This is a genomic window from Cellulomonas sp. P2_F12, from assembly GCF_056403775.1.
Genome location: NZ_JBFUEV010000004.1, coordinates 121,832 through 142,904 on the forward strand (window position 1 = coordinate 121,832; position 21,073 = coordinate 142,904).

Consider the following 21,073-nt stretch of genomic DNA (forward strand, 5'->3'; position numbering starts at 1 on the left):
GCTCGCCGCTAGCGGACCGCGCCCGTCGTCCGCTCGGTCGGCCCGATCAGCCCGCGCGCACCGACACGGTGCTCGGACCCTCGGGCGTCGGCCGGACCTCGATGCGGTCGGCGATCGACTGCTTGAGCGCCTCGACGTGCGACACGACCCCCACCACCCGGCCACCGGCGCGCAGGCGACCGAGCTCGGCGAGCACCTGCTCCAGGGTGTGCGGGTCGAGCGAGCCGAAGCCCTCGTCGACGAACAGCGTGCCCAGGTCGATGCCCCCAGCCTCGGCGGTGACGACATCAGCCATGCCGAGCGCGAGGCACAACGACACGTAGAACGTCTCGCCGCCGGACAGCGTCCGCGGGTCGCGCGGGTGCCCGGTCACGTGGTCGACCACGCGCATCGCCAGGCCGGTGTTGCGGGCCCGGACGTCCTCCTTCTCGTCGCTGCGGACCAGCTCGTAGCGGCCGTCCGACATGACGAGCAGGCGGTCGTTGGCGGCCGCGACGACGTCCTCGAAGCGGCGCATCAGCACGAACGTGGCCAACGAGAGGTGGTGCGCGTTGTCCCCGCCGCCCCCGCCCGTCAGGTCGGCCAGGCGGGACACCGGACCCGCGGCCTCGACGGCCTCGGTGAGCGCGGTCGCGGCCGCCAGCACGCCGTCCGCCGCCACCGTCGCGGCGGTCGAGCACTCCTCGGCGACGCGCGCCTCCCCCGCGGCCCGAGCGGCCTCGGCCCGAGCCGTCGCCTCCGCCGTCGTCGCGCCGTCGAGGTCGACCACCAGGTCGTCGTCGAGCGCGGCGATGGCCGGCTCCGCCAGCCCGGCGGTGGCGCGGTCCAGCCGAGTCGCGTAGGCCGTGACGATCCGGTCGAGCTCGGCGAGGACGGCCGCGTCGACCGAGGCCGCGGTCGCAGCCTCCGCGGAGTCGAACCCGTGCTCGGCCAGGCCCTCGGCCAGCTCGGCCTGCCGCCGGGCGACCTCGTCGTGCGCCGCGTCCTGCTCGGCGAGGGCGTCCAGCACCGACGCCGAGGCGGCCGCGCGCTCGAGCAGCTCGGCGTGCCGGGCGGCGACCGTCGGGTGGTCGGCCCGCGCTGTCACGACCTCGGCCTCCGACGCGTCGAGGTCCAGCCGCGTGACCTCGAGCCCCGCGCGGTCCCCGGCGAGGCGCGCGACCGCAGCGGCACGCTCGCCCTCCCGCTCGCGCGTCTGCGCGTCGAACCCGTCGAGGGCGGGTGCCAGTCGGGCGACGTCCGCCTCGGCCGCCCGCGCCTCGGCCAGGGCGGAACGCGCCACCTCGGTGGCCGTCGCGGCCGCCTCGGCGGTGATCGTCCCGACGCGGGCACGCAGTGCGTCGGCACGCTCGGTCAGCACGCTGCACCGCTCGGCGGCGGCGGCCAGCCCTGCCTCGGCCGCCGCGCGCTCCGCTTCGGCGCGCTCGACACGCTCGGCGGACACGTGGTCGGCGTCCAGGACGGCCTTGGCCGGGTGCTCTGCCGAGCCGCAGACCGGGCACGGGTCGCCGTCGTCGAGCCGGGCGGCGATCTCCCCCGCGAGGCCGGCGATCCGGGCGGCGCGCAGGTCGCGCTCGACGCCCAGCGCACGGGTCGCGGCGGCCCCTGCGGCCGCCCGCGCGTCGACGGCCTCGGCGCGAGAGTGCTCGGCCGCGGCCAGGTCGGCGTGCGCGGTGACGATCTCGAGGGCGGCCGCCAGCGTCGACTCGCGGTCACCCCTCGACGCCGCGCGCTCCCGGGCGGCTTCCAGCTGGGCGAGCAGGTCGGCACGAGCGGCCGGGCGGGCGGCGAGCCACGTGTCGTCGGCCGCGATCGCCGCGACGAGGTCGTCGATCGCGTGCCCGGTCTGGCGCACTGCCCGCCGACGCCCCTCGAGGCCGGCCTCGACCTCGACCAGCCGGCCGAGCGCCGCGGACGTCTCGACCGCCGAGCGCCCCGCGGCCTGCACGTGGACGCGCAGGTCAGAGCCGTTCGCCGGCATGGCGATGTCGTCGGGCGCGCCGTCGAGCGCGGCGGTGAGCGTCTTGCGGGCGGCATCGAGGGCGGTCCCGGCACGCTCGGCGCCCTGCAGCAGCGGACGGACCGCGCGCGCGGCACGGGCCGCCGTGAGCTGCAGCACCGCCTCGGTGTTCATCTCGGCGGCGGCGTCCAGCGCCGCGCGCTCGGCCCGCAGGGTGTCGCGGCGGCGCAGCAGCGCGTCGGTGGCGGTCACCTGGTCGAGGTGCTCGCGGGCCGACTGCCGTGCCGCCTCCGCCGACAGCGCCGCGGCGCGCGCGGTCGCCGCCAGGCCGTCGAGCAGGTCGGTCCGCTCGGTGACCGCGTCCCGCACGGCGGACACCAGCCCGTCGTTGCGCAGGATCGCCGCCTCGATGGTCGAGCGGAGCTCCGCGGCCTCCTCGTCGGTCAGCCGCATGGCTCCGACCAGCCGAGACGTCCCGGACGTCAGCGCGGCCCGAGCGGCCTCGCTGGCGCGGTCGCCCTCGCGCCGCATCTCGGCCAGCCGCTGCTGCAGCCGCTCGTACACCTCGGTGCCGAAGATCTTCTGCAGCAGGCCGCGGCGCTCCTCGGGCTTGGCCCGCAGGAAGTGCGCGAACTCGCCCTGCGGCAGGACGATCGTCTGCACGAACTGGGTCCGGTCGAGCCCGACGGCCTTCTGGATCTCGGCGCCGATCTCGTCCAGCCGGTTGCCCAGCGGGACTCCGACGGCATCGAGACCGGCCGGGTCCAGCTCCGCGCCCGCGGGGAGGCGCCAGGCCTTGACGGTCGCGTTCGCCGTGGTGGTGCCGGCCCCGCGCCGCTTCGCCCGCTGGTACGCGGGCGTGCGCCGGACCCGATAGACGCCGGACGGGACCTCGAACACCAGGTCCACGACGCTCTCGGTGTCGTCCGGTGCGTACGCCGACCGCAGGCGCTCCTCGGAGGCCTCGCTGGACGCGACCTTGCCGTAGAGCGCGAAGACGATCGCGTCGATGAGCGTCGACTTGCCCGACCCGGTGGGGCCCTCCAGCAGGAAGAGCCCGGCCTGACCGAGCGCGTCGAAGTCGACCGTGTGGCGGCCGGCGAACGGTCCGATCGCCTGGACCGTCAGGGAGCGCAGGTGCATCAGGCGCTCCGCTCGATCGCCGCGACGTCCTCGTACGCGCGCCGCAGCACGTCGACCTCGGCCGCCGAGGGCCGGTGGCCGGTGACGTGGGCGAGGAAGTCGGCCGCCACGTCGAGCGGGTCGTGCGCCGCCGTGATGACCGCGGCACGAGGCGTGGTCGCCGACTCCGCCGCGCGGTGCTGCACGACGAGCGCGTGCGGGAAGCGCTGCTTGACACGGCGGTAGAGGTCCTCGGGCCGGTGCGCGTCGGTGACGGTCACCCGGGCCCACGAGTCGACGTGCTTCTCCCCCGCCGCACCGAGGAGCTCCTCGAGCGTGCCGGTGACGTCGGCCAGCCGCCGGGGGACGGGCGCGGCGATCATCGACGTGCGGACGGCGGACCCGGACAGGTCCACCAGGACCGTCGACTTGGCGTGGTGCTGCTCGGAGAACGAGTAGGCCAGCGGCGAACCGCTGTAGCGCAGGGTGGTCCCCTCCGGACCCGTGAGGCCCTGGGGGCCGTGCAGGTGGCCGAGGGCGACGTAGTCGGCGCCCGCGAACACCCCGGCCGGCACCTGGTCGACCCCGCCGACCCGGATGTCCCGCTCGGACTCGGTGGGGGCGCCGCCGATCACGAACGCGTGCGCGGCGACGACCGACCGCGGCCGTGCGGACCCGCCGCGAGCCGCCAGGTCGGCGCGGATCCGCCGCATCGCCGCGGCGGCCACGGCCTCGTGCGAGCGGGCCAGCGGCTCGGGCCCGTCGGCCAGCTGGACCCGGGCGAAGTCGGGGTCCAGGTAGGGGATCCCGTAGACGAGCACGTCGCCGTCATCGTCGGCAAGCACCACCGGCGCCGCCAGCCCGGCGACCTGCGTGCGGAGCCGGACCCGGTCCCGCATGAGCGCCGAGCCGAAGCCCAGGCGGGTGGCCGAGTCGTGGTTGCCCGACGTGACGACCACGGTCGTGTGCTCGGCCAGCCGCGCGAGTGTCTCGGACAGCAGGGTCACGGCCTCGACCGGCGGGATCGCCCGGTCGTACACGTCCCCCGCGACGACCACCGCGTCCACGTCCTCGGCGCGCACGACGTCGACCAGGTGCTCGAGGTACGCCGCCTGGTGGTCGAGCAGATCGACCCCGTGCAGCGTCCGGCCCAGGTGCCAGTCCGACGTGTGCAACAACCGCATGCCGCGAACGTAAACCAGGCCACTGACACACCGTCCGACGCGGGCGGGGTGTCGGTCACACCCGTCGATGGTCAGACCGTCGAGGGCAGCTCCCCGGACAGCCCGACCATGTCGAGCACGTCGCGCAGCACCCGGTGCGGGTCGCGCAGGGAGACCGGGATGCCGGCCTCGGCGGCGGCGAGGTGCAGCTGCAGCACGAAGGCGATGCCCGACGAGTCGATGAAGGTGGCCCGCGTGGAGTCGACGACCACGGGGTTGCCGTTCACCAGGGCCAGGCCCATGCACGCGCTGGCCTCGTCACGCAGCGCGGCGTCGATCTCCCCCATGAGGACGATCACCGTGCGGTCGTCCTGGGCCTCGACCTGGATGGTCCCGGCCGCGGCCGAGTGCTCGAACAGGTCCATCGCTCCTCAGTTCCGTTCCCCCGCCGATGCCGGAGCTGCATTCCGGCGCGATGACGTTACCTGCCCGCGCGGGCCTCGCCATCCGAGATGTGAAACGGACACCCCCTCGCCCAGGTTCCCGTCCGGGCTCCGGGCTAGCCTCGGCGCATGGCCACCACCGAGCTCCCCGCCAGCCACGCCGACCTGCTCGAACGCCCCCTGTTCGGGCACCTCGCGACGGTCGCGCCCGACGGGTCCCCGCACAGCAGCGTCATGTGGTTCGTCTGGGACGGCGAGGTGCTGCGGTTCACGCACACGTCGACCCGGCAGAAGTTCAAGAACCTCCAGGTCGAGCCCCGCATCGCCCTCTCGATCCACGACCCGGAGGACGGGTACCGGTCGCTCGAGGTGCGCGGTGTCGTCGAGTCGACGGTGCCCGACGACGAGGTGGCCAGCTTCTACAAGTCCCTGCAGGAGCGGTACGGCGAGGACTACGAGATCAAGGACGCGTACAAGCGCGTCATCCTCACGGTCCGGCCGACGACCTTCGTCGTGAAGTAGCCCTCAGGCCTCGGGGTCGGTGACGTCCGAGACCGTCGCGACGAGCGCACGCACCAGCTCGGCCCCGTCCACGTTCGCGGCGACCCCGTGCGCGCCGGCCCCGATGGACACGGTGCGCGACGGCACCCGCGAGTCGGCGACCACGGGCCACTCGACCAGCGAGCCGAACGGCGTGATCGTCCCGCGCTCGTAGCCGGTGACCTCCTTGGCGGTCTCCGCGTCCGGCATCGACAGCCGCGTCACACCGAGCAGCGCGCGCAGCTTGGGCCAGGAGATGGTCCGGTCGCCCGGCACCAGCACGAACAGGAAGTCGTCGTCCCCGCGGCGCACCACGATGGTCTTCACGATGCCGGCGGGGTCGATGCCGCGCGCCTCGGCCGCCTCGGCCAGGGACCGGACGGGTCCGTGCCGGGTCACGTCGAACTCGATGCCCGAGGCCTCGAGGCCCGCGATCGCGCGCCGCTCCCCCTCGCTCGGTGCGGCTGCGTCGCTCATGCGGGCCACTGTAGGACCAGGGTGGCGCGCCGCATCGTGGGCGCTCCGACGAATCAGGAAGCGTCCCGCGCCACCGACCTGGGAGACTGGACCGTCGTGAGCACGCCGTCCCCCGCCCCCGCCGACCCGCACGGGTCCGGAGACGGGCGACCCCGCGGGGGCTCCCGACGCGGCCGCGGCCGCCGCAAGCCCCCGGCGCGGACGGGGGCCGAGGGTCAGACGGCCGGTCGACGGTCGTCGGGTCGCGACGACGCGGGCCGCATCGCCGCACGCCGCGCGCGGGCCGCCGAGATCCGCCGTGCCGTCGAGCTCCCGCCGATCGTCTACCCCGAGCAGCTCCCGGTCAGCGCGCGCCGCGACGAGATCGCCGACGCGCTGCGCGACCACCAGGTCGTCGTCGTGGCGGGCGAGACGGGGTCCGGCAAGACGACCCAGATCCCGAAGATCGCCCTCGAGCTGGGCCGGGGTCGTGCCGGCCAGATCGGCCACACGCAGCCCCGCCGGATCGCCGCACGCAGCGTCGCGGAGCGCATCAACGAGGAGCTGGTCGGCGATCAGCCGCTGGGCGGGGTCGTCGGCTACCAGGTGCGGTTCACCGACGAGTCGAGCGAGTCGACGCTGGTCAAGGTCATGACCGACGGCATCCTGCTGGCGCAGATCCAGCGCGACCCGATGCTGTGGGCCTACGACACGCTCATCATCGACGAGGCCCACGAGCGGTCCCTGAACATCGACTTCATCCTCGGGTACCTCACCCGGCTGCTCCCCCAGCGACCGGACCTCAAGGTCGTCATCACGTCCGCCACGATCGACTCGGACCGGTTCGCGCGGCACTTCGCCTCCGCGGACGGCGCGCCCGCCCCGGTCGTGGAGGTCACCGGCCGCACGTACCCGGTCGAGATCCGCTACCGCCCGTTGTCTCCCGACGTGGAGGAGGGCGCGCCCGCTCCCAAGAAGCGCGGCGCCGAGGACCGCGACCCGATGACCGCCATCTGCGAGGCCGTCGACGAGCTGTGCCTCGAGGGCCCCGGCGACATCCTCGTGTTCCTCTCGGGCGAGCGCGAGATCCGGGATGCCGAGGACGCCCTGCGGGGCTCGCTCGGTCCGCGCGTGTCCGATCCCCGCACGCCGGGCGCCGTCGAGCTGCTCCCCCTGTACAGCCGGCTGTCGGCCGCCGAGCAGCACCGGGTGTTCGAGCGGCACCAGAACCGGCGGGTGGTCCTGTCCACCAACGTCGCCGAGACCTCCCTGACCGTCCCCGGCATCCGGTACGTCATCGACCCCGGGACCGCACGCATCTCGCGGTACTCCAAGGCCACGAAGGTCCAGCGGCTGCCCATCGAGCCCATCTCGCAGGCGTCGGCCAACCAGCGGTCCGGGCGCTGCGGGCGCGTGGCCGACGGCATCGCGATCCGGCTCTACTCGCAGGACGACTTCGACGCGCGCCCTCTGTACACCGAGCCGGAGATCCTCCGTACATCGCTGGCGTCGGTGATCCTGCAGATGATCGCGGTGGGCGTCGCGACCACGCCCGAGGACATCGGCGAGTTCCCGTTCGTCGACCCGCCCGACACCCGCGCGGTCCGTGACGGCGTCCAGCTGTTGACCGAGCTGGGCGCGCTGGGCGACGGCCGGCTGACCGAGACGGGCCGCGCGCTCGCGCAGCTGCCCATGGATCCCCGGCTCGCGCGGATGATCGTCGAGGGCGGCCGTCGCCAGGTCGCGCGCGAGGTCATGATCATCGCCGCCGCCCTCTCGATCCAGGACCCGCGGGAGCGGCCGGTGGAGGACCGCGAGAAGGCCGACCTGTCGCACGCCCGGTTCGCCGATCCCACCTCCGACCTGCTCACCTACCTCAACCTCTGGCACTACCTGCGCGACCAGCAGCGCGACCTCTCGGGGTCGGCGTTCCGGCGGATGTGCCGGTCAGAGCACCTCAACTACCTGCGCATCCGCGAGTGGCAGGACGTGGTCACGCAGCTGCGCGAGCTGGCCAAGCCGCTGGGCATCGTGGTGAACGCCCCGAAGCAGACGGAGCACGACGAGGGCCTGCGGCTCGAGTGGGACGGCGACCGGATCCACGTCGCGATCCTCGCCGGGCTGCTCTCGCAGATCGGGATGCAGGAGGCCACCGAGGTCTCGACGCGCGCGAAGACTCCCGGCCGGCCCGACCGGCGCGGGCGCAACGAGTACCTCGGCGCGCGCGGGGCGCGGTTCGCGATCTTCCCCGGGTCCGGGCTGGCCCGGAAGCCGCCCGCCTGGGTCATGGCCGCGGAGCTGGTGGAGACGTCCCGCCTGTGGGGCCGCGACGTCGCGCGCATCCAGCCGGAGTGGGCCGAGGAGGTGGGCGCGCACCTGGTGAAGCGGACCTGGTCGGAGCCCGCGTGGTCGACCCGGCAGGGCGCGGCGACGGCCTTCGAGAAGGTGCTGCTCTACGGCGTCCCCATCGTCAACCAGCGCCGCGTGCTCTACGCCACGGTCGATCCCGAGCACGCCCGGGAGCTGTTCGTCCGGCACGCGCTGGTGCAGGGCGAGTGGACCACCCACCACGCGTTCTTCCACGAGAACCGCCGCCTGCTCGCGGAGGCCGAGGGGCTCGAGGCCCGCGCCCGGCGCCGCGACCTGGTGGTCGACGACGACACCCTCTTCGCGTTCTACGACGAGCGGATCCCCGACGACGTCGTCTCGAGCCGGCACTTCGACCAGTGGTGGAAGACCGCGCGCCGCGAGCATCCGGACCTGCTGACCTTCACGCGCGAGCTGCTGGTGGGCGAGGCCGGGGCGATCGACGAGGGTGCGTTCCCGTCGCGCTGGCCGCAGGGCGACCTGCGGCTGCCGCTGACCTACCAGTTCGAGCCTGGTACAGAAGCCGACGGCGTCACCGTACACATCCCGCTGTCCACCCTCGCGCGGCTCACGCCGGACGGCTTCGGCTGGATGGTGCCGGGCCTGCGCGAGGAGCTGATCACCGCGACCATCCGTGCGCTGCCCAAGCCCGTGCGCGTGCAGCTGGTCCCCGCGCCCGACGTCGCCCGTGGCGTCGGGGCCTGGATCGCGCAGAACACGGCGGACTGGGAGGACACCGTCCGCGCGGGGGACGCGGCGCCGTCGTTCCGCGAGGTGTTCCGTCGTGCGGTGCGCGAGCTGCGGGACGTCGACGTGCCGGACGACGCATTCGACGACGACCGGCTGCCGCCCCACCTGCGCATGACGTTCCGGGTGGTCGGCGACCGCGGGGGAGTGGTCGACGAGGGCAAGGACCTGCTCGTCCTGCAGCGACGCCTGGCCGACCGCACGCAGAAGGCGGTCGACGACGCCGTCCGCACGGCGGTCCGGGCGGCGATGGAGGAGGCGCGTGCGGCGGGGGCGGGCGGTGCCGCCACGTCGGAGGCCGCTCCGGGTGCGTCCCCCGAGCCGACGAGCCGGCCCGCGCCACCGGCACCGCGCGTCGACGTCGTCCGCACGGGCCTCACCACCTGGCCCGCCGACCTGCCGGAGCTGCCCGAGGTCGTCGAGGTCGGACGCGTCCGTGCCTTCCCGTCGCTGGTCGAGGAGAAGGGGACCGTCGCCGTGCGCGCGCTGGCCGACGAGTCCGCCCGCCCGGACGCGGCCCGCCGAGGCCTGCGGCGGCTGCTGCTGCTCGACGTCGGCCTGACCACCGGCCGCATCACGTCCCGCTGGACGGGCACGCAGGCCCTCACGCTGGCCGCCAGCCCCTACCCGAGCACGGACGCGCTGGTCACGGACGTGCAGCTGGCCGTGATCGAGGGCCTGCTCACCGCGCCCGCGTGGACGGTACGCACGCTCGACGCGTACACCGCGCTGCGCACCGCCACCCGCGGCCGGCTCGAGGACTCCGTGCACGCGGTCGTCGGCGACCTGGTCGCGGTGCTGACCGCCTGGCGGGAGCTGGACGGCGAGATCCGCGACCGGTCCAGCCTGGCGCTGCTGGCCACCGCCCAGGACATCCGGTCCCAGGCGGCCCGCCTGGTCCACGACGGGTTCGTGAGCGAGGTGGGCACCGCCCGCCTGCCCCACCTCGCCCGCTACCTGCGCGCGGCCCGGCACCGGCTGGTCAAGGCCGCCGAGAACCCGCAGCGCGACGCGGACCTCGCCTGGCAGGTGCAGGACGTCGAGGCGCTCTACGACGACGTCGTCGCCAAGCACCCGCGGGACCCCGAGCTGCGGGAGCTGCGCTGGATGCTCGAGGAGCTGCGTGTCAGCCTGTTCGCGCAGCAGCTGGGCACGCCGACGCCGGTGTCGACCACCCGCATCAAGAAGGCCCTCGCCGCCTACTGAGGCTCGACGGGTCCGTCCTCGCCGGCCACGAGGTCGCCGCAGGTGACCTGCTGCGCGGTCGTGACCACGGGTTCGTCGGCGGCCGCACCGACCGCCACCTGCTCCGGGGCCGCGTTGGTGGCGTGCCGGCCGTCCGCGTCGAGGTCCACGAACGTCCTGGTCACCGTGTAGTTCTGGTCGGCGTCCTGCACCGCGTTGAGCCCCGCGAGCCGCAGCGCGCCCCCGCTCTGGGTGCAGCCCACTCCGGTGCCGGCGCCGGCGAAGCCGAGGTCGAACGTGTACGGCTGACCCTGCGCGTTGGCGACGGGCGTCACGGCGCACCCGGCCAGCGAGTAGAGGAGCGCCTCGCGGCTGAGGTCGACGAGCGCGATCGGGATGCCGTCGCTCTGCACGCGGTTGACGATCGCGGAGGCGGGGACGGGGGACCCGGAGTTGATCGTCGCGGAGAAGGTCGCGCCGGACGCCGTGGTGATGCCGAACTCGCGACCGGCGCCGGGGCTGAGCCACGCCTGGTCGGGGCGGCCGTCGCCGTCCACGTCGATCACCGTCACGACGTCCGCGCCGGCGGGAGCGGTGGCGCTGTTCGGTGCACAACCGGCGGAGGGCGACGATGCCGTGGGCTCCGGCGCCGCGGAGGTCGCCGTGGGAGTCGGAGCCGCCGAGCTCTCCGAGGCGCTCGGCGACGTCACGGGCGGCGGCGTCTCGTCGTCCCCGTTCAGGACGAGCGCCACGATCACGACGATCGCGACAGCCAGCAGCACGGCGAGCGCGATGATCCAGCCCCGGCGGGACGGCGTCGTCGGGTCGGTCGGCTCCGGGGCACCGGTGGGCGGGAACGGGGACGGATCGGTCATAGGACCGGTCTACAACAGGAATGCCGCGGGCCGCGACGACCCGCGGCAATCCGGCCGATCAGTCCCGGCGACGGAACAGCAGCGCGGCCCCGACGCGGCCGGCCAGGAAGATCCCGACGCACCAGAGGATGGCCGACGGGGCCGAGTCGCCGACGGGCGTCCCGAGCAGCAGCCCGCGCACCGTGTCGGTGATCGGCGTGATCGGGTTGTAGGTCGCGATCGTCTCCAGCGCCGACGGCATCGACTCGGTGGGCACGAAGGCGCTCGACACGTAGGGGACGAACAGGATCGCGAACGTGAACCCGCTCGCCGCCTCGGGCCCGGACGCCACCAGGCCGATCGCGACGGCCACCCACGTGAGCGCCAGGACGTACAGCGCGATGAGCCCGATCGCCGCGGCCCACTCCAGCGCCGTCGCGTCGGGGTCGAACCCGACCAGGAAGGCGACGCCGATGACCAGCGCGGTCGACACTGCGTTGCGCACCATGCTGGCCACGACGTGCCCGGTGAGCACCCCGGTGGGCCGGATGGGCAGGGACCGGAACCGGTCGATGATGCCGCCGGTCATGTCGTTGGCCACGTCCACGGCGGTGTTCGCCGACCCGTACCCGGCCGTCAGCAGGATGATCCCGGGGACGACGAAGTCGACGTACCCGCCCCCGCTGTCGATCGCGCCGCCGAACACGTAGACGAACATGAGCAGCAGGGACACGGGCAGGATCACGGCGAGCAGGATCGTGTCCATCTGGCGCAGCGAGCGGCGCAGGCACCGGTCGATCAGCGCGGTCGAGTCGTGCAGGGACCAGCCGAGGGCGGGGGGCTGCGGGGCGAGCGTGGTCATCAGGACTCCCGGGCGGTGACGAGGGCGGGTGCGGGCTCGGGCTCGGTGGGCCGGCCCGTCAGCGTGAGGAAGACGTCGTCGAGCGTGGGGGAGCGGATCTCCCAGGTGTCGACGGCGACGCCGCGGCGCTCGATGTCGGCGAGGATCCGCCGCACGTCCGGCACGGAGCCGTCGGTGAGGATGCGCTCCTCGGCACCGTCGGCCAGGCGCAGCTCGACGTGCGCCGACCCGACCGCCCGCTTGAGCTCGGGTGCCGTGCCGTTCGCGATGACCCGGCCGTTGTCCATGACGGCGACCCGGTCGGCCAGCTGGTCGGCCTCCTCCAGGTACTGCGTGGTCAGCAGGACGGTGGTGCCCTCGGCGACGACGTCCCGGATGACGTCCCAGAGATCGTTCCGGCTGCGCGGGTCGAGCCCGGTGGTGGGCTCGTCGAGGAACACCACCTGCGGCCGGGCCAGCAGGCCCACCGCGAGGTCGAGCCGGCGGCGCATCCCGCCCGAGTAGGTCTTCACCACGCGGCCGGCGGCGTCCGTGAGGTCGAACAGCTCGAGCAGCTCGGCGCTGCGGGTGCGCACCTCCGCCCGGCCCAGGTGCGCCAGCCGGGCCATGAGGTGCATGTTCTCGACGCCCGTGAGCAGGTCGTCGACGGCGGCGAACTGCCCCGTGAGGCTGATCGCCGCCCGCACCTCGGCGGGCTGGCGCACCACGTCCTTGCCGGCGACGTGCGCGGAGCCGCCGTCGGGCCGCAGCAGCGTGGCCAGGATGCGCACGGTCGTGGTCTTCCCGGCGCCGTTGGGACCCAGGAGGGCGAGCACCTCCCCCCGGGCGACATCGAGGTCGACGCCGTCGAGCACGGTCAGGTCGCCGTAGGACTTGCGGAGCCCCCGGGCGACGACGACAGGAGCAGTCATCGCGATCTCGCTTTCTGTGTATGGCGTAAACTGTGTGTGTACTTCATACACACTTGTAGGATCGACCGTCAAGGAGGTGCCGTGGCGCACGACGAGGACGTAGTGGCCGACGAGGGCCGTCGCGAGGCCGACGCCCTGCGTCGCGACCGGGAGAAGGCGGCGCGCGCGGAGGCGAAGGAGGCCGACCGGCTGCGTCGCGACCTCGAGCGCGCCGACCGCGACGCCGAGCGGGAGGCGCAGAAGGAGGCCGACCGGGTCCGCAAGGAGGCCGAACGGGTCGAGCGCGACCGCCTCAAGGCCGAGCAGGAGCTGGCCCGTGAGGCGGAACGCCGGCGGACCGAGCGCGAGCGGGAGGCGCAGCAGGCGGTCCGGGAGGCCGCCAAGCAGCTGCGCGAGGCCGAGAAGGCGCAGCGCGCCGCCGCCCTCGCCCAGCAGCAGGCGGCTCGGGTGGCCGAGAAGGCGCGGCGGCAGGCCGTGCGGGTGGCCGGCAGCGGGGCCGCCGCTCCCGTCGAGCTGCCGCCCGGGATCGCGGTCCTGTGGCGCACCCCGACCGAGGGGCGGCCCGGGCCTCGACCCGGCCTGACCCTGGAGCAGATCGCCGATGCCGGGATCGCGCTCGCCGACGCCGAGGGGATCGACTCGGTCTCCATGGCCCGGCTGGCCGAGTCGCTGGGCTTCACGACGATGTCGCTGTACCGCTACGTCTCGTCCAAGGACGAGGTGCTGAGCCTCATGTCCGACCGCGCTGCCGGGCGCCCACCGGTCCTGGGTCCCGAGGTGGGCGGCTGGCGCGAGCAGCTCGAGCTGATCCTCGCCGTGCAGCAGCCGATCCTGCACGCGCACCCGTGGCTGGCCCGGACGACGACCGTGCTGCACGCCGTCGGACCGGGTCGGCTGGCGTGGATGGAGGGCATGCTCGCCGCGCTCGCGGGCACGCCGCTGTCCGAGCGGCAGAAGGTCGGCGCGATCGGCCTGCTGGCCACGCACTCCCTGGACCAGCTGCGCGTCACCGAGGAGCTGACCGGGAGCAGGCGCACCGCAGCGATCGGCACGGCCGAGGGCGCCGACGAGTCCCCGGACCTGGGCGACCTCATCGGCGCGCTCGCCTCTCCGACCTCCCACCCCGCGCTGCTGCAGGCGGCCGCCGCGGGCGCCTTCTCGTTCGGTCCCGACGACCGGGCCGCCGATGCGGACGCCCTGGACTTCGGGACCACCCTGATCCTCGACGGCATCGAGCGGCTCATCGCGCTGGCGACCCCCACGGACTGAGCCGCCCACAGCCCCGGCCGTCCACTCGGGTCGGGATCGGTGTCGGGGGCGCGGGGCAGACTCGGCGCATGACCTCGCCCGACGTCCCGATCACCGGCCGCTGCTTCGGCGACGGCACCCCGCTCTACGAGCAGTACCACGACGAGGAGTGGGGCCGGCCCGTGCACGACGAGCACGCGCTCTTCGAACGGATCGCGCTCGAGGGCTTCCAGTCCGGCCTCGCGTGGATCACGGTGCTCCGCAAGCGACCCGCGTTCCGGACCGCGTTCGCGGGCTTCGACCCCGAGCTGGTCGCGGAGTTCGGCGACGACGACGTCGCCCGGCTGATGGCCGACGCGGGCATCGTGCGCAACCGCGCCAAGATCGAGGCGGCCATCGCCAACGGGCGCGCGCTGCGCGGTCTGCACGCCGCAGGACGCACTCTGGACGCGGTCCTCTGGTCGCACGCGCCCGACCGCACCGGGTACGTCAGGCCTCTGACCTGGGCCGGCGTCCCGGCGCAGACCGACGAGTCGCGCGCGCTCGCCAAGGAGCTGAAGTCGCTCGGCTTCCGGTTCGTCGGACCGATCACGGCGTACGCGGCGATGCAGGCCTGCGGGGTCGTCGACGACCATCTGGCGACCTGCCCGTCGGCCGCCTCGACTCACCCGTCGGAGTGACCATTACTCCTGCCGGGTGACGCTGCCGCGGGGGTCTCGGAACCGAGTGTGACGCGGACTACAGTGCCGCCCATGACGGAGATCCCCGACCACGACGCTCGGCGTGATGCCGTGCGCGCGGCGGCCGAGGCTCTGACGGACAACGTCGTCCCCGACGCCGGGATCCTCGCGGCGGTCCAGGACGGGCTGCTGTCCGTCCCCGCCGGCTCCCCCAACTCCTGGTTCGACGTGCCGTCGCAGCGCAGCCGCATGCAGACCGGCACCCTTTCCCCTCGCCGCCCGCACTGACCGACCACTCGCGGCGAGCCCCCTCGGCTCCGCGCTGCCCTCAGCGCGATCCCGGCGTCGACGCCGGGCAGTCGAGCGACGGACGCGGTCGTCTCACAGGTCGAGCACGGTTGCCCACCATGTGATCGGCGGTCTAGCATCGCGCCTACCATCCAGAGCGGCCGAGAGACCTGGCTCGACGACGCCGCAGCAACCCCCCTCCCCGCCGAGGGTGTGGGTGCTTCCGCCAGGGACGATGGAGTGAGCAATGTCCCCGCAGACCACGTGTCCCCGCACCGCACCGGTGCAGACCACGCCACGGATCGCGCCGTGAGCGCCGCCGCCGTGGAGCCGCGCACGCCCGGACTGCACGCCGCACCGGCCGCGCGTGCGCACACCGCGAACGACCGCCCGACCATCTCGTTCGAGCTGTTCCCGCCGCGAAACCCCGACGCCGCGCCCCGCCTGTGGGCCACCATCCGCGCACTCGAGGCCGTCCACCCGGACTTCGTGTCCGTGACCTACGGCGCCTCGGGCAAGACCCGGGTCACCACGCGCGCGCTGGTCCGCCGGCTGCTGCGTGAGACGACGCTCAACCCGATCGCGCACCTGACCTGCGTCGGGACCTCGCGCGCGGAGATCACTGAGATCGTCGAGGAGTTCCTCGACGAAGGCCTCCGCTCGTTCCTCGCGCTGCGCGGCGACCCGCCGTCCGACCAGAGCGGCTGGGAGGCCCACCCCGACGGCCTGCAGACGGCCGGCGAGCTGGTCGAGCTGCTGCGCGACATCGAGGCCCAGCGCTGCGCGGACAGCCCCTCGCAGGCGGTCCGGGCGCGCGTGCGTCCGTTGTCGGTCGCCGTGGCGGCGTTCCCGCGCGGCAACCACGCCACGGGGGGCACCCGCGCGCAGGACGTCGCGTCGCTCCTGGCCAAGCAGCAGGCCGGCGCCGACTTCGCGATCACGCAGGTCTTCTTCGACGCGGACGACTACCTGGGTATCGTGGCGGAGGCCCGCGAGGCCGGGGTGACCATCCCGATCATCCCGGGCATCATCCCGACCACGGACCCCGCCCGCCTGCTGCGGGTGCAGGAGCTGACCGGCGTCCCCGTGCCGGAGAGCCTCCTGGACCTGCTCGGCTCCGCCGACGACGAGCTCGACCGCCACCGCCGGGGAATCCGCGCCAGCGTCGACCTGGTCAACGGCGTCCTGGACGGCGGAGCGCCCGGCGTCCACCTGTACACGTTCAACCAGCACCATGCCGCACTTGACCTGCTCGAGGGTGCACACCTCGACGGCGGAGCTCGGACAGCTCCCGACCTGGCCGGATGGCCGCAGGACACGGCACCCGCCCGACCCCCGAGGGACTGAGAACCAGATGAGCACTGCAACCTTCCCCGCCAGCTCCGTGCTCGGCTACCCCCGCATCGGCCCGCGCCGCGAGCTCAAGAAGGCCCTCGAGGCGTTCTGGGCCGGCCGCACCACCGCCGACGAGGTCGAGGCCACCGCCGCGGACCTGCGCAAGCGCACCCGCACCCGCCTGGCCGAGCTGGGCCTGGCCACCGACGTGCCGGCCATCCCGAGCGCGTTCTCTTTCTACGACCACGTGCTCGACGCGACGGCCGTCGTCGGTGCCGTCCCGGCCCGCTTCGCGGACGTCGTCGGCGCCGACGGTGCGCTGGACCTCGCCGGGTACTCGACGGTGGCCCGCGGCCGCGGCGACGACCTCCCGCTCGAGATGACCAAGTGGTTCGACACCAACTACCACTACCTGGTCCCCGAGATCGGTCCGGAGACCGAGTTCCGGTATGCCAGCAACCGCCCCGTGCGGGAGTTCCAGGAGGCCCTGGCCGACGGCGTGCTCACGCGCCCGGTCATCGTCGGCCCCGTCACCTATCTCGCCCTGGCCAAGGCCACCGAGGACGCCCCCGAGGGCTTCGCGCCCATCGACCGCCTGGCCGACCTGCTGCCTGTCTACGCCGCGCTGCTGACGGACCTCGCGGCCGCCGGCGCCACGTGGGTGCAGCTCGAGGAGCCCGCGCTGGTCTCCGACTCGATCGCCGTGCCGGCCGAGCAGCTGCTCGCGTCCGTCATCGAGGCGTACCGCGCGCTCGCCACCGACCTGGCCCGCCCGGAGCGTCCGGCCATCCTCATCGCGGCGCCGTACGGCGACCTCGGCGCGGCGTTCCCGGTGCTCGCCGCCACGGACATCGAGGCCATCGGCATCGACCTGGTCCGCGGCCACGCGCCGACGGAGTCCGTCCCCGGCCTGGAGACCAAGACGCTGGTCGCCGGCGTGATCGACGGCCACAACATCTGGCGCGCCGACCTGGACGCCAAGCTGGCCGTCCTCGAGCAGCTCGAGGGCCTCGGCGCCGCCGCGGTGACCGTCGGAACCTCGACGTCGCTGTTCCACGTCCCGCACACCACGGGCGACGAGCCCAACCTCGACGCCACGCTCACGACCTGGCTCGCCTTCGCCGACGAGAAGGTCGTCGAGGTCGTCACGCTGGCCGAGGGCCTGACGGAGGGCCGCGAGGCCATCCACGAGCAGCTGCTCGCGGCGACCGACGCGGTCAACTCGCGCCGCACGGCGCCCGGCGTCGTCAACCCGGCCGTCCGCGACCGCGTGGCCGCCCTCGACGAGGCCGCATTCAGCCGCGGTCCGTTCGACGAGCGCAAGGTCGCCCAGGCGGCCCGCCTCAACCTGCCGCCGCTGCCGACGACGTCCATCGGCTCGTTCCCGCAGACCACCGAGATCCGCACGGCCCGCGCCGCCTTCGGCAAGGGCGAGCTGACCGAGGAGCAGTACGACGACGAGATGAAGGCGGAGATCCGCCGCGTCGTCGAGCTGCAGGAGAAGATCGGCTTCGACGTGCTGGTGCACGGCGAGCCCGAGCGCAACGACATGGTCCAGTACTTCGCGGAGAACCTCGACGGGTTCGCCGTGACGCAGAACGGCTGGGTCCAGTCCTACGGCTCGCGCTGCACGCGCCCGTCGATCCTGTGGGGCGACGTCTCGCGGCCGAAGCCGATCACGGTCGAGTGGTCGTCCTACACGCAGTCGCTGACCGAGAAGCCGGTCAAGGGCATGCTCACGGGTCCGGTCACCATCCTCGCGTGGTCGTTCGTCCGCGACGACCAGCCGCTGGGTGACACCGCCAACCAGGTCGGCCTGGCCCTGCGCGACGAGATCGCCGACCTCGAGGCCGCCGGCATCGCCGTCATCCAGGTGGACGAGCCCGCGCTGCGCGAGCTGCTTCCCCTGCGCGTCGAGGACCACCCGGCGTACCTCGACTGGTCGGTCCGGTCGTTCCGCCTGTCCACGGCCGGCGTCCGGCCCGACACGCAGATCCACACGCACCTGTGCTACTCGGAGTTCGGCGAGATCATCGGTGCGATCGACGGTCTCGACGCCGACGTGACGTCCATCGAGGCCGCCCGCTCGAAGATGGAGATCCTCGGCGACATCTCGGCGGCCGGCTACCCGCGCGGCATCGGCCCGGGCGTCTACGACATCCACTCGCCCCGCGTGCCCAGCGAGGCCGAGGTCGAGGAGCTGCTCACCGAGGCGGTCAAGGCCATCGCGGTCGACCAGCTCTGGGTCAACCCGGACTGCGGCCTGAAGACCCGCCGGTACGAGGAGGTCGCCCCGTCCCTGGAGCACATCCTCGCGGCGACCCGGACGGTCCGCGCGACCCTCTGACCCGACTCGGCGGCCCCGGACACCCTCGGCGGTGTCCGGGGCCGTCGTGCGTCCTAGGGTCGGACGGGTGACGATCTTCGACACCGTCCCCCTCGACCAGCTCCGCCGCCGGACCAGCGAGAAGTGGCGGGCCTACCCTCCCGACGTCCTGCCGCTGTTCGTTGCGGAGATGGACGTCCCGCAGCCCGAGCCGGTGATCCGGGCCGTGCACGACGCCGTGCGAACCGGTGACACCGGGTACCCGCACGGCCGCGCCTTCGCCCAGGTCCTGGCCGACTTCGCGCGGGAGCGGTGGGGCTGGGAGATCGACGCGGTGGCCTGCCGGCTGGCGTCCGACGTCATGGTCGGCGCGGTCGAGGCGCTGCGGCTGGTGACCGACCCGGGCGACGCCGTCGTCATCAACCCGCCGGTGTACCCGCCGTTCCGCGCGTTCGTCGAGCACGCCGGGCGCGGCGTCGTCGCTGCACCGCTCGGCCCGGACGGACGGCTCGACCTCGACGTGCTCGACCGCGCGTTCGCCGTGGCCCGCGCGCACGGCCCACGGCCCGCGTACCTGCTGTGCCACCCGCACAACCCCACCGGCACCCTGCACACGGCGGCGGAGCTCCGGGTGGTCGGCGAGCTCGCCAGGCGGCACGGGGTGCGCGTGGTCGCCGACGAGATCCACGCCCCGCTGGTCCCGACGCGCGCCGACGGCACCCGCCCGCCGTTCGTGCCCACGACCACGGTGATCCCGGACGCCCTGGCGCTGCACTCGGCATCCAAGGCGTTCAACCTCGCGGGTCTGCGGGTCGCCGTGATCGTGCCCGGCCCCGATGCCGTGGCCGACCTGGCCCGGCAGTCCTGGGTCGTCGGCGACGGCGTGATGCACCTGGGCGTGGTCGCCGAGTCGGCCGCCTACCGCGAGTGCGGTGCATGGCTCGACGAGGTGGTGGACGGCCTCGGGCAGAACCAGCGGCTCCTCGCCGCGCTGCTCGCCGAGCGCGTCCCGGACGCGATCTGGTCGCCGCCCGAGGCGACCTACCTCGCGTGGATCGACCTCCGCGCGGTCCCGGCGGTCCGGGCGGGCGAGGATCCGGCCCGACGCGCCCTGGACCGGGGCCGTCTCGCCCTCAACTCGGGCCCGACGTTCGGCGACGAGGGAGCCGGCTTCGTGCGGCTCAACCTCGCGGCGTCGACGTCGACGCTCACCGACGCCGTCGACCGGATGGCCCTCGCGCTGCCCGACTGAGATCGATTCGTGACCATCCGTCCGTCGTCGGGGCTCATGTCCACCCCACGCACGTGCCGATCTGACGGGAGCGAGCCCACGAGGCCCGCACCTACGACGATGTAGTGGAGACACACGTGACGAAGTGCGACGAGTGCAGCTCTGCTGTGCAGGTGTGCGAGCGGTGCGACGGAGCCGGCAAGAAGCGCTGGTCGGGGGAGTGCAGCTACTGCCGCGGGACGGGCAATCTCTGCATGAAGAACTCGAACCACCGCTGGTGAGCTGACGGCGAAAGCCCCTCTGTCCGGAGGGGCCGGGGCTCAGCCGCTCTGACCGAGCCGGACGTACGTGCCCGTGAGGTGATCGACGATGCGGACGTCGGCGTCGAGCCACGGGACGTCGTGCCACTGGTGCAGGGCCAGCCACCGCAGCTCGTCGTGCTCGACGAGCGGTTCGGCCGTGCCCTCGACGACCTCCGCCAGCCAGATGCGCATCACGTACTCGTCGGACAGCCGCCACATGCCGTCGTCGGGGCCGACGAGCTCCTCGCCGAGGCCGATCCGTACACCGAGCTCCTCGCGGATCTCGCGGTGCAGGGCGTCTTCCGGCGACTCGTCTCCGTCCACCTTGCCGCCGGGGAACTCCCAGCGGCCGGCCAGGCGCGCCGGCACTGCTCGGCGTGCGGCCAACAGCTCACGAGGGTCGTCCAGGTCGTCCACGATCGCGGCGGCCACGACGAGCACAGGTGAGGTCATGCGGTGAGTCTGCCAGGCCCGCGTCGAGCGCGGCCGGCGACCCGGGGACGGCCCGGTGTCTTGAGCCGTCGGGTCACGATCAGCGAATGCCGTGCGCGACGGCCCAGGCGACGGCCTCGGCCCGCGTGGAGACGCCGATCTTGCGGTAGACACTGCGCACCTGCGACTTCACGGTGTTGCGGGTCACGAAGAGCCGCGTGGCGATCTCCTCGAGGGTGACGTCCTCGGCGAGCTCCGCCAGCACCACCCGCTCGCGGCGCGTCAGTGCGTCGTTCGAGAGACCGACGGTCCTGCTCGTCTCCAACATGCTCATGGTGTGTCCTCCGGTGTGCTGCGTGACCCGGGGGGTCCGGGTCGTCACGCTCTGGGCTGCGTACCGGATGAGAGAGGGCTGGTGGTGAGCCATGACGCCACTTCCAGCAATCTCCTCATGCGCGGGTTCCCCCCCGCCATGCGCCCGATCGCGCCTGCCACCCACAATGAACGCCGCCTGCGTCTGCTGATACGCCGAACGTGTGAGCACCGACGGGTTTTCACCCGGACGGCTGATCAGCATGGCGGACGAAGCGTACGAATGAGTAACGGATGCGTTACCGCTGA

The 21,073-nt window shown here is 73.7% G+C and carries 17 protein-coding genes and 1 riboswitch; of the genes, 8 read left to right on the forward strand and 9 right to left on the reverse strand.

The genetic code is table 11. The annotated features are described in order from the left end of the window. Positions 1-46 precede the first annotated feature (46 nt). The 3 genes from AC1DWH_RS11140 to AC1DWH_RS11150 all read right to left on the reverse strand — a co-directional run bounded on the left by AC1DWH_RS11140 (position 47) and on the right by AC1DWH_RS11150 (position 4,670). Positions 47-3,103, reverse strand: coding sequence for an AAA family ATPase (locus AC1DWH_RS11140; RefSeq protein WP_477093730.1), 3,057 nt, complete (start codon positions 3,101-3,103; stop codon positions 47-49). Further along, the gene (locus AC1DWH_RS11145) at positions 3,103-4,266 is read right to left on the reverse strand and encodes an exonuclease SbcCD subunit D (RefSeq protein ID WP_477093731.1); all 1,164 of its coding nucleotides are present in this window, start codon (positions 4,264-4,266) and stop codon (positions 3,103-3,105) included. Before AC1DWH_RS11145 ends, AC1DWH_RS11140 begins: the two co-directional genes overlap by 1 nt. A 71-nt stretch (positions 4,267-4,337) precedes the next feature. Next, positions 4,338-4,670 carry an STAS domain-containing protein gene (locus tag AC1DWH_RS11150; RefSeq protein ID WP_456846417.1) on the reverse strand — a complete coding sequence of 111 codons (333 nt, stop codon included), beginning with the start codon at positions 4,668-4,670 and terminating at the stop codon, positions 4,338-4,340. Positions 4,671-4,817: 147 nt separating this feature from the next. Here AC1DWH_RS11150 and AC1DWH_RS11155 point away from each other — a divergent pair, with 147 nt between their 5' ends. Then, positions 4,818-5,210, forward strand: a complete 393-nt coding sequence (locus tag AC1DWH_RS11155) for a PPOX class F420-dependent oxidoreductase (protein WP_456846416.1) — start codon at positions 4,818-4,820, stop codon at positions 5,208-5,210. 3 nt (positions 5,211-5,213) lie between these two features. Here the strand turns inward: AC1DWH_RS11155 and AC1DWH_RS11160 are convergent, their stop codons facing one another. Continuing rightward, positions 5,214-5,705: an aminoacyl-tRNA deacylase gene (locus AC1DWH_RS11160; RefSeq protein ID WP_456846415.1), complete on the reverse strand. Its 492-nt coding sequence runs from the start codon at positions 5,703-5,705 to the stop codon at positions 5,214-5,216. Between the two features lie 96 nt (positions 5,706-5,801). Between AC1DWH_RS11160 and hrpA the strand changes: the two genes are divergently transcribed. Next, positions 5,802-10,004: an ATP-dependent RNA helicase HrpA gene (hrpA, locus tag AC1DWH_RS11165; protein WP_477093732.1), complete on the forward strand. Its 4,203-nt coding sequence runs from the start codon at positions 5,802-5,804 to the stop codon at positions 10,002-10,004. Here the strand turns inward: hrpA and AC1DWH_RS11170 are convergent. Genes AC1DWH_RS11170 through AC1DWH_RS11180 form a run of 3 tightly spaced genes read right to left on the reverse strand, consistent with a single transcriptional unit; the run spans position 9,998 to position 12,610 of the window. Next, positions 9,998-10,858 carry a hypothetical protein gene (locus AC1DWH_RS11170; protein WP_477093733.1) on the reverse strand — a complete coding sequence of 287 codons (861 nt, stop codon included), beginning with the start codon at positions 10,856-10,858 and terminating at the stop codon, positions 9,998-10,000. The genes hrpA and AC1DWH_RS11170 overlap by 7 nt on opposite strands. Before the next feature lie 58 nt (positions 10,859-10,916). Next, on the reverse strand, positions 10,917-11,699 hold the full coding sequence (locus AC1DWH_RS11175) for an ABC transporter permease (RefSeq protein ID WP_477093734.1): 783 nt from the start codon (positions 11,697-11,699) through the stop codon (positions 10,917-10,919). Then, the gene (locus AC1DWH_RS11180; protein ID WP_456846411.1) at positions 11,699-12,610 is read right to left on the reverse strand and encodes an ATP-binding cassette domain-containing protein; all 912 of its coding nucleotides are present in this window, start codon (positions 12,608-12,610) and stop codon (positions 11,699-11,701) included. Before AC1DWH_RS11180 ends, AC1DWH_RS11175 begins: the two co-directional genes overlap by 1 nt. A gap of 81 nt (positions 12,611-12,691) precedes the next feature. Between AC1DWH_RS11180 and AC1DWH_RS11185 the strand changes: the two genes are divergently transcribed. The 6 genes from AC1DWH_RS11185 (at position 12,692) to AC1DWH_RS11210 (ending at position 19,739) form a co-directional block, all read left to right on the forward strand. Continuing rightward, positions 12,692-13,879: a TetR/AcrR family transcriptional regulator gene (locus tag AC1DWH_RS11185; RefSeq protein ID WP_477093735.1), complete on the forward strand. Its 1,188-nt coding sequence runs from the start codon at positions 12,692-12,694 to the stop codon at positions 13,877-13,879. A 68-nt stretch (positions 13,880-13,947) separates the two neighbouring features. Then, positions 13,948-14,538: a DNA-3-methyladenine glycosylase I gene (locus AC1DWH_RS11190; protein ID WP_477093736.1), complete on the forward strand. Its 591-nt coding sequence runs from the start codon at positions 13,948-13,950 to the stop codon at positions 14,536-14,538. A 72-nt stretch (positions 14,539-14,610) separates the two neighbouring features. After that, positions 14,611-14,826, forward strand: coding sequence for a hypothetical protein (locus AC1DWH_RS11195; RefSeq protein ID WP_456844914.1), 216 nt, complete (start codon positions 14,611-14,613; stop codon positions 14,824-14,826). Positions 14,827-14,971: 145 nt separating this feature from the next. After that, a riboswitch (SAM riboswitch) is annotated at positions 14,972-15,068 on the forward strand. 67 nt (positions 15,069-15,135) lie between these two features. Then, entirely contained in the window at positions 15,136-16,173 is a 1,038-nt protein-coding gene (locus AC1DWH_RS11200; protein ID WP_477093737.1) for a methylenetetrahydrofolate reductase, read from the forward strand. Between the two features lie 7 nt (positions 16,174-16,180). After that, positions 16,181-18,508, forward strand: coding sequence for a 5-methyltetrahydropteroyltriglutamate--homocysteine S-methyltransferase (gene metE / locus AC1DWH_RS11205; protein ID WP_477093738.1), 2,328 nt, complete (start codon positions 16,181-16,183; stop codon positions 18,506-18,508). 67 nt (positions 18,509-18,575) lie between these two features. Beyond that, the gene (locus tag AC1DWH_RS11210; protein WP_477093739.1) at positions 18,576-19,739 is read left to right on the forward strand and encodes a MalY/PatB family protein; all 1,164 of its coding nucleotides are present in this window, start codon (positions 18,576-18,578) and stop codon (positions 19,737-19,739) included. 299 nt (positions 19,740-20,038) lie between these two features. Here AC1DWH_RS11210 and AC1DWH_RS11215 read toward each other — a convergent pair whose 3' ends face one another. Together AC1DWH_RS11215 and AC1DWH_RS11220 are read right to left on the reverse strand one after the other, a co-directional pair. Next, on the reverse strand, positions 20,039-20,473 hold the full coding sequence (locus AC1DWH_RS11215; protein WP_477093740.1) for a (deoxy)nucleoside triphosphate pyrophosphohydrolase: 435 nt from the start codon (positions 20,471-20,473) through the stop codon (positions 20,039-20,041). 79 nt (positions 20,474-20,552) lie between these two features. Next, positions 20,553-20,786: a LuxR C-terminal-related transcriptional regulator gene (locus AC1DWH_RS11220; protein WP_456844919.1), complete on the reverse strand. Its 234-nt coding sequence runs from the start codon at positions 20,784-20,786 to the stop codon at positions 20,553-20,555. Positions 20,787-21,073 lie beyond the last annotated feature (287 nt).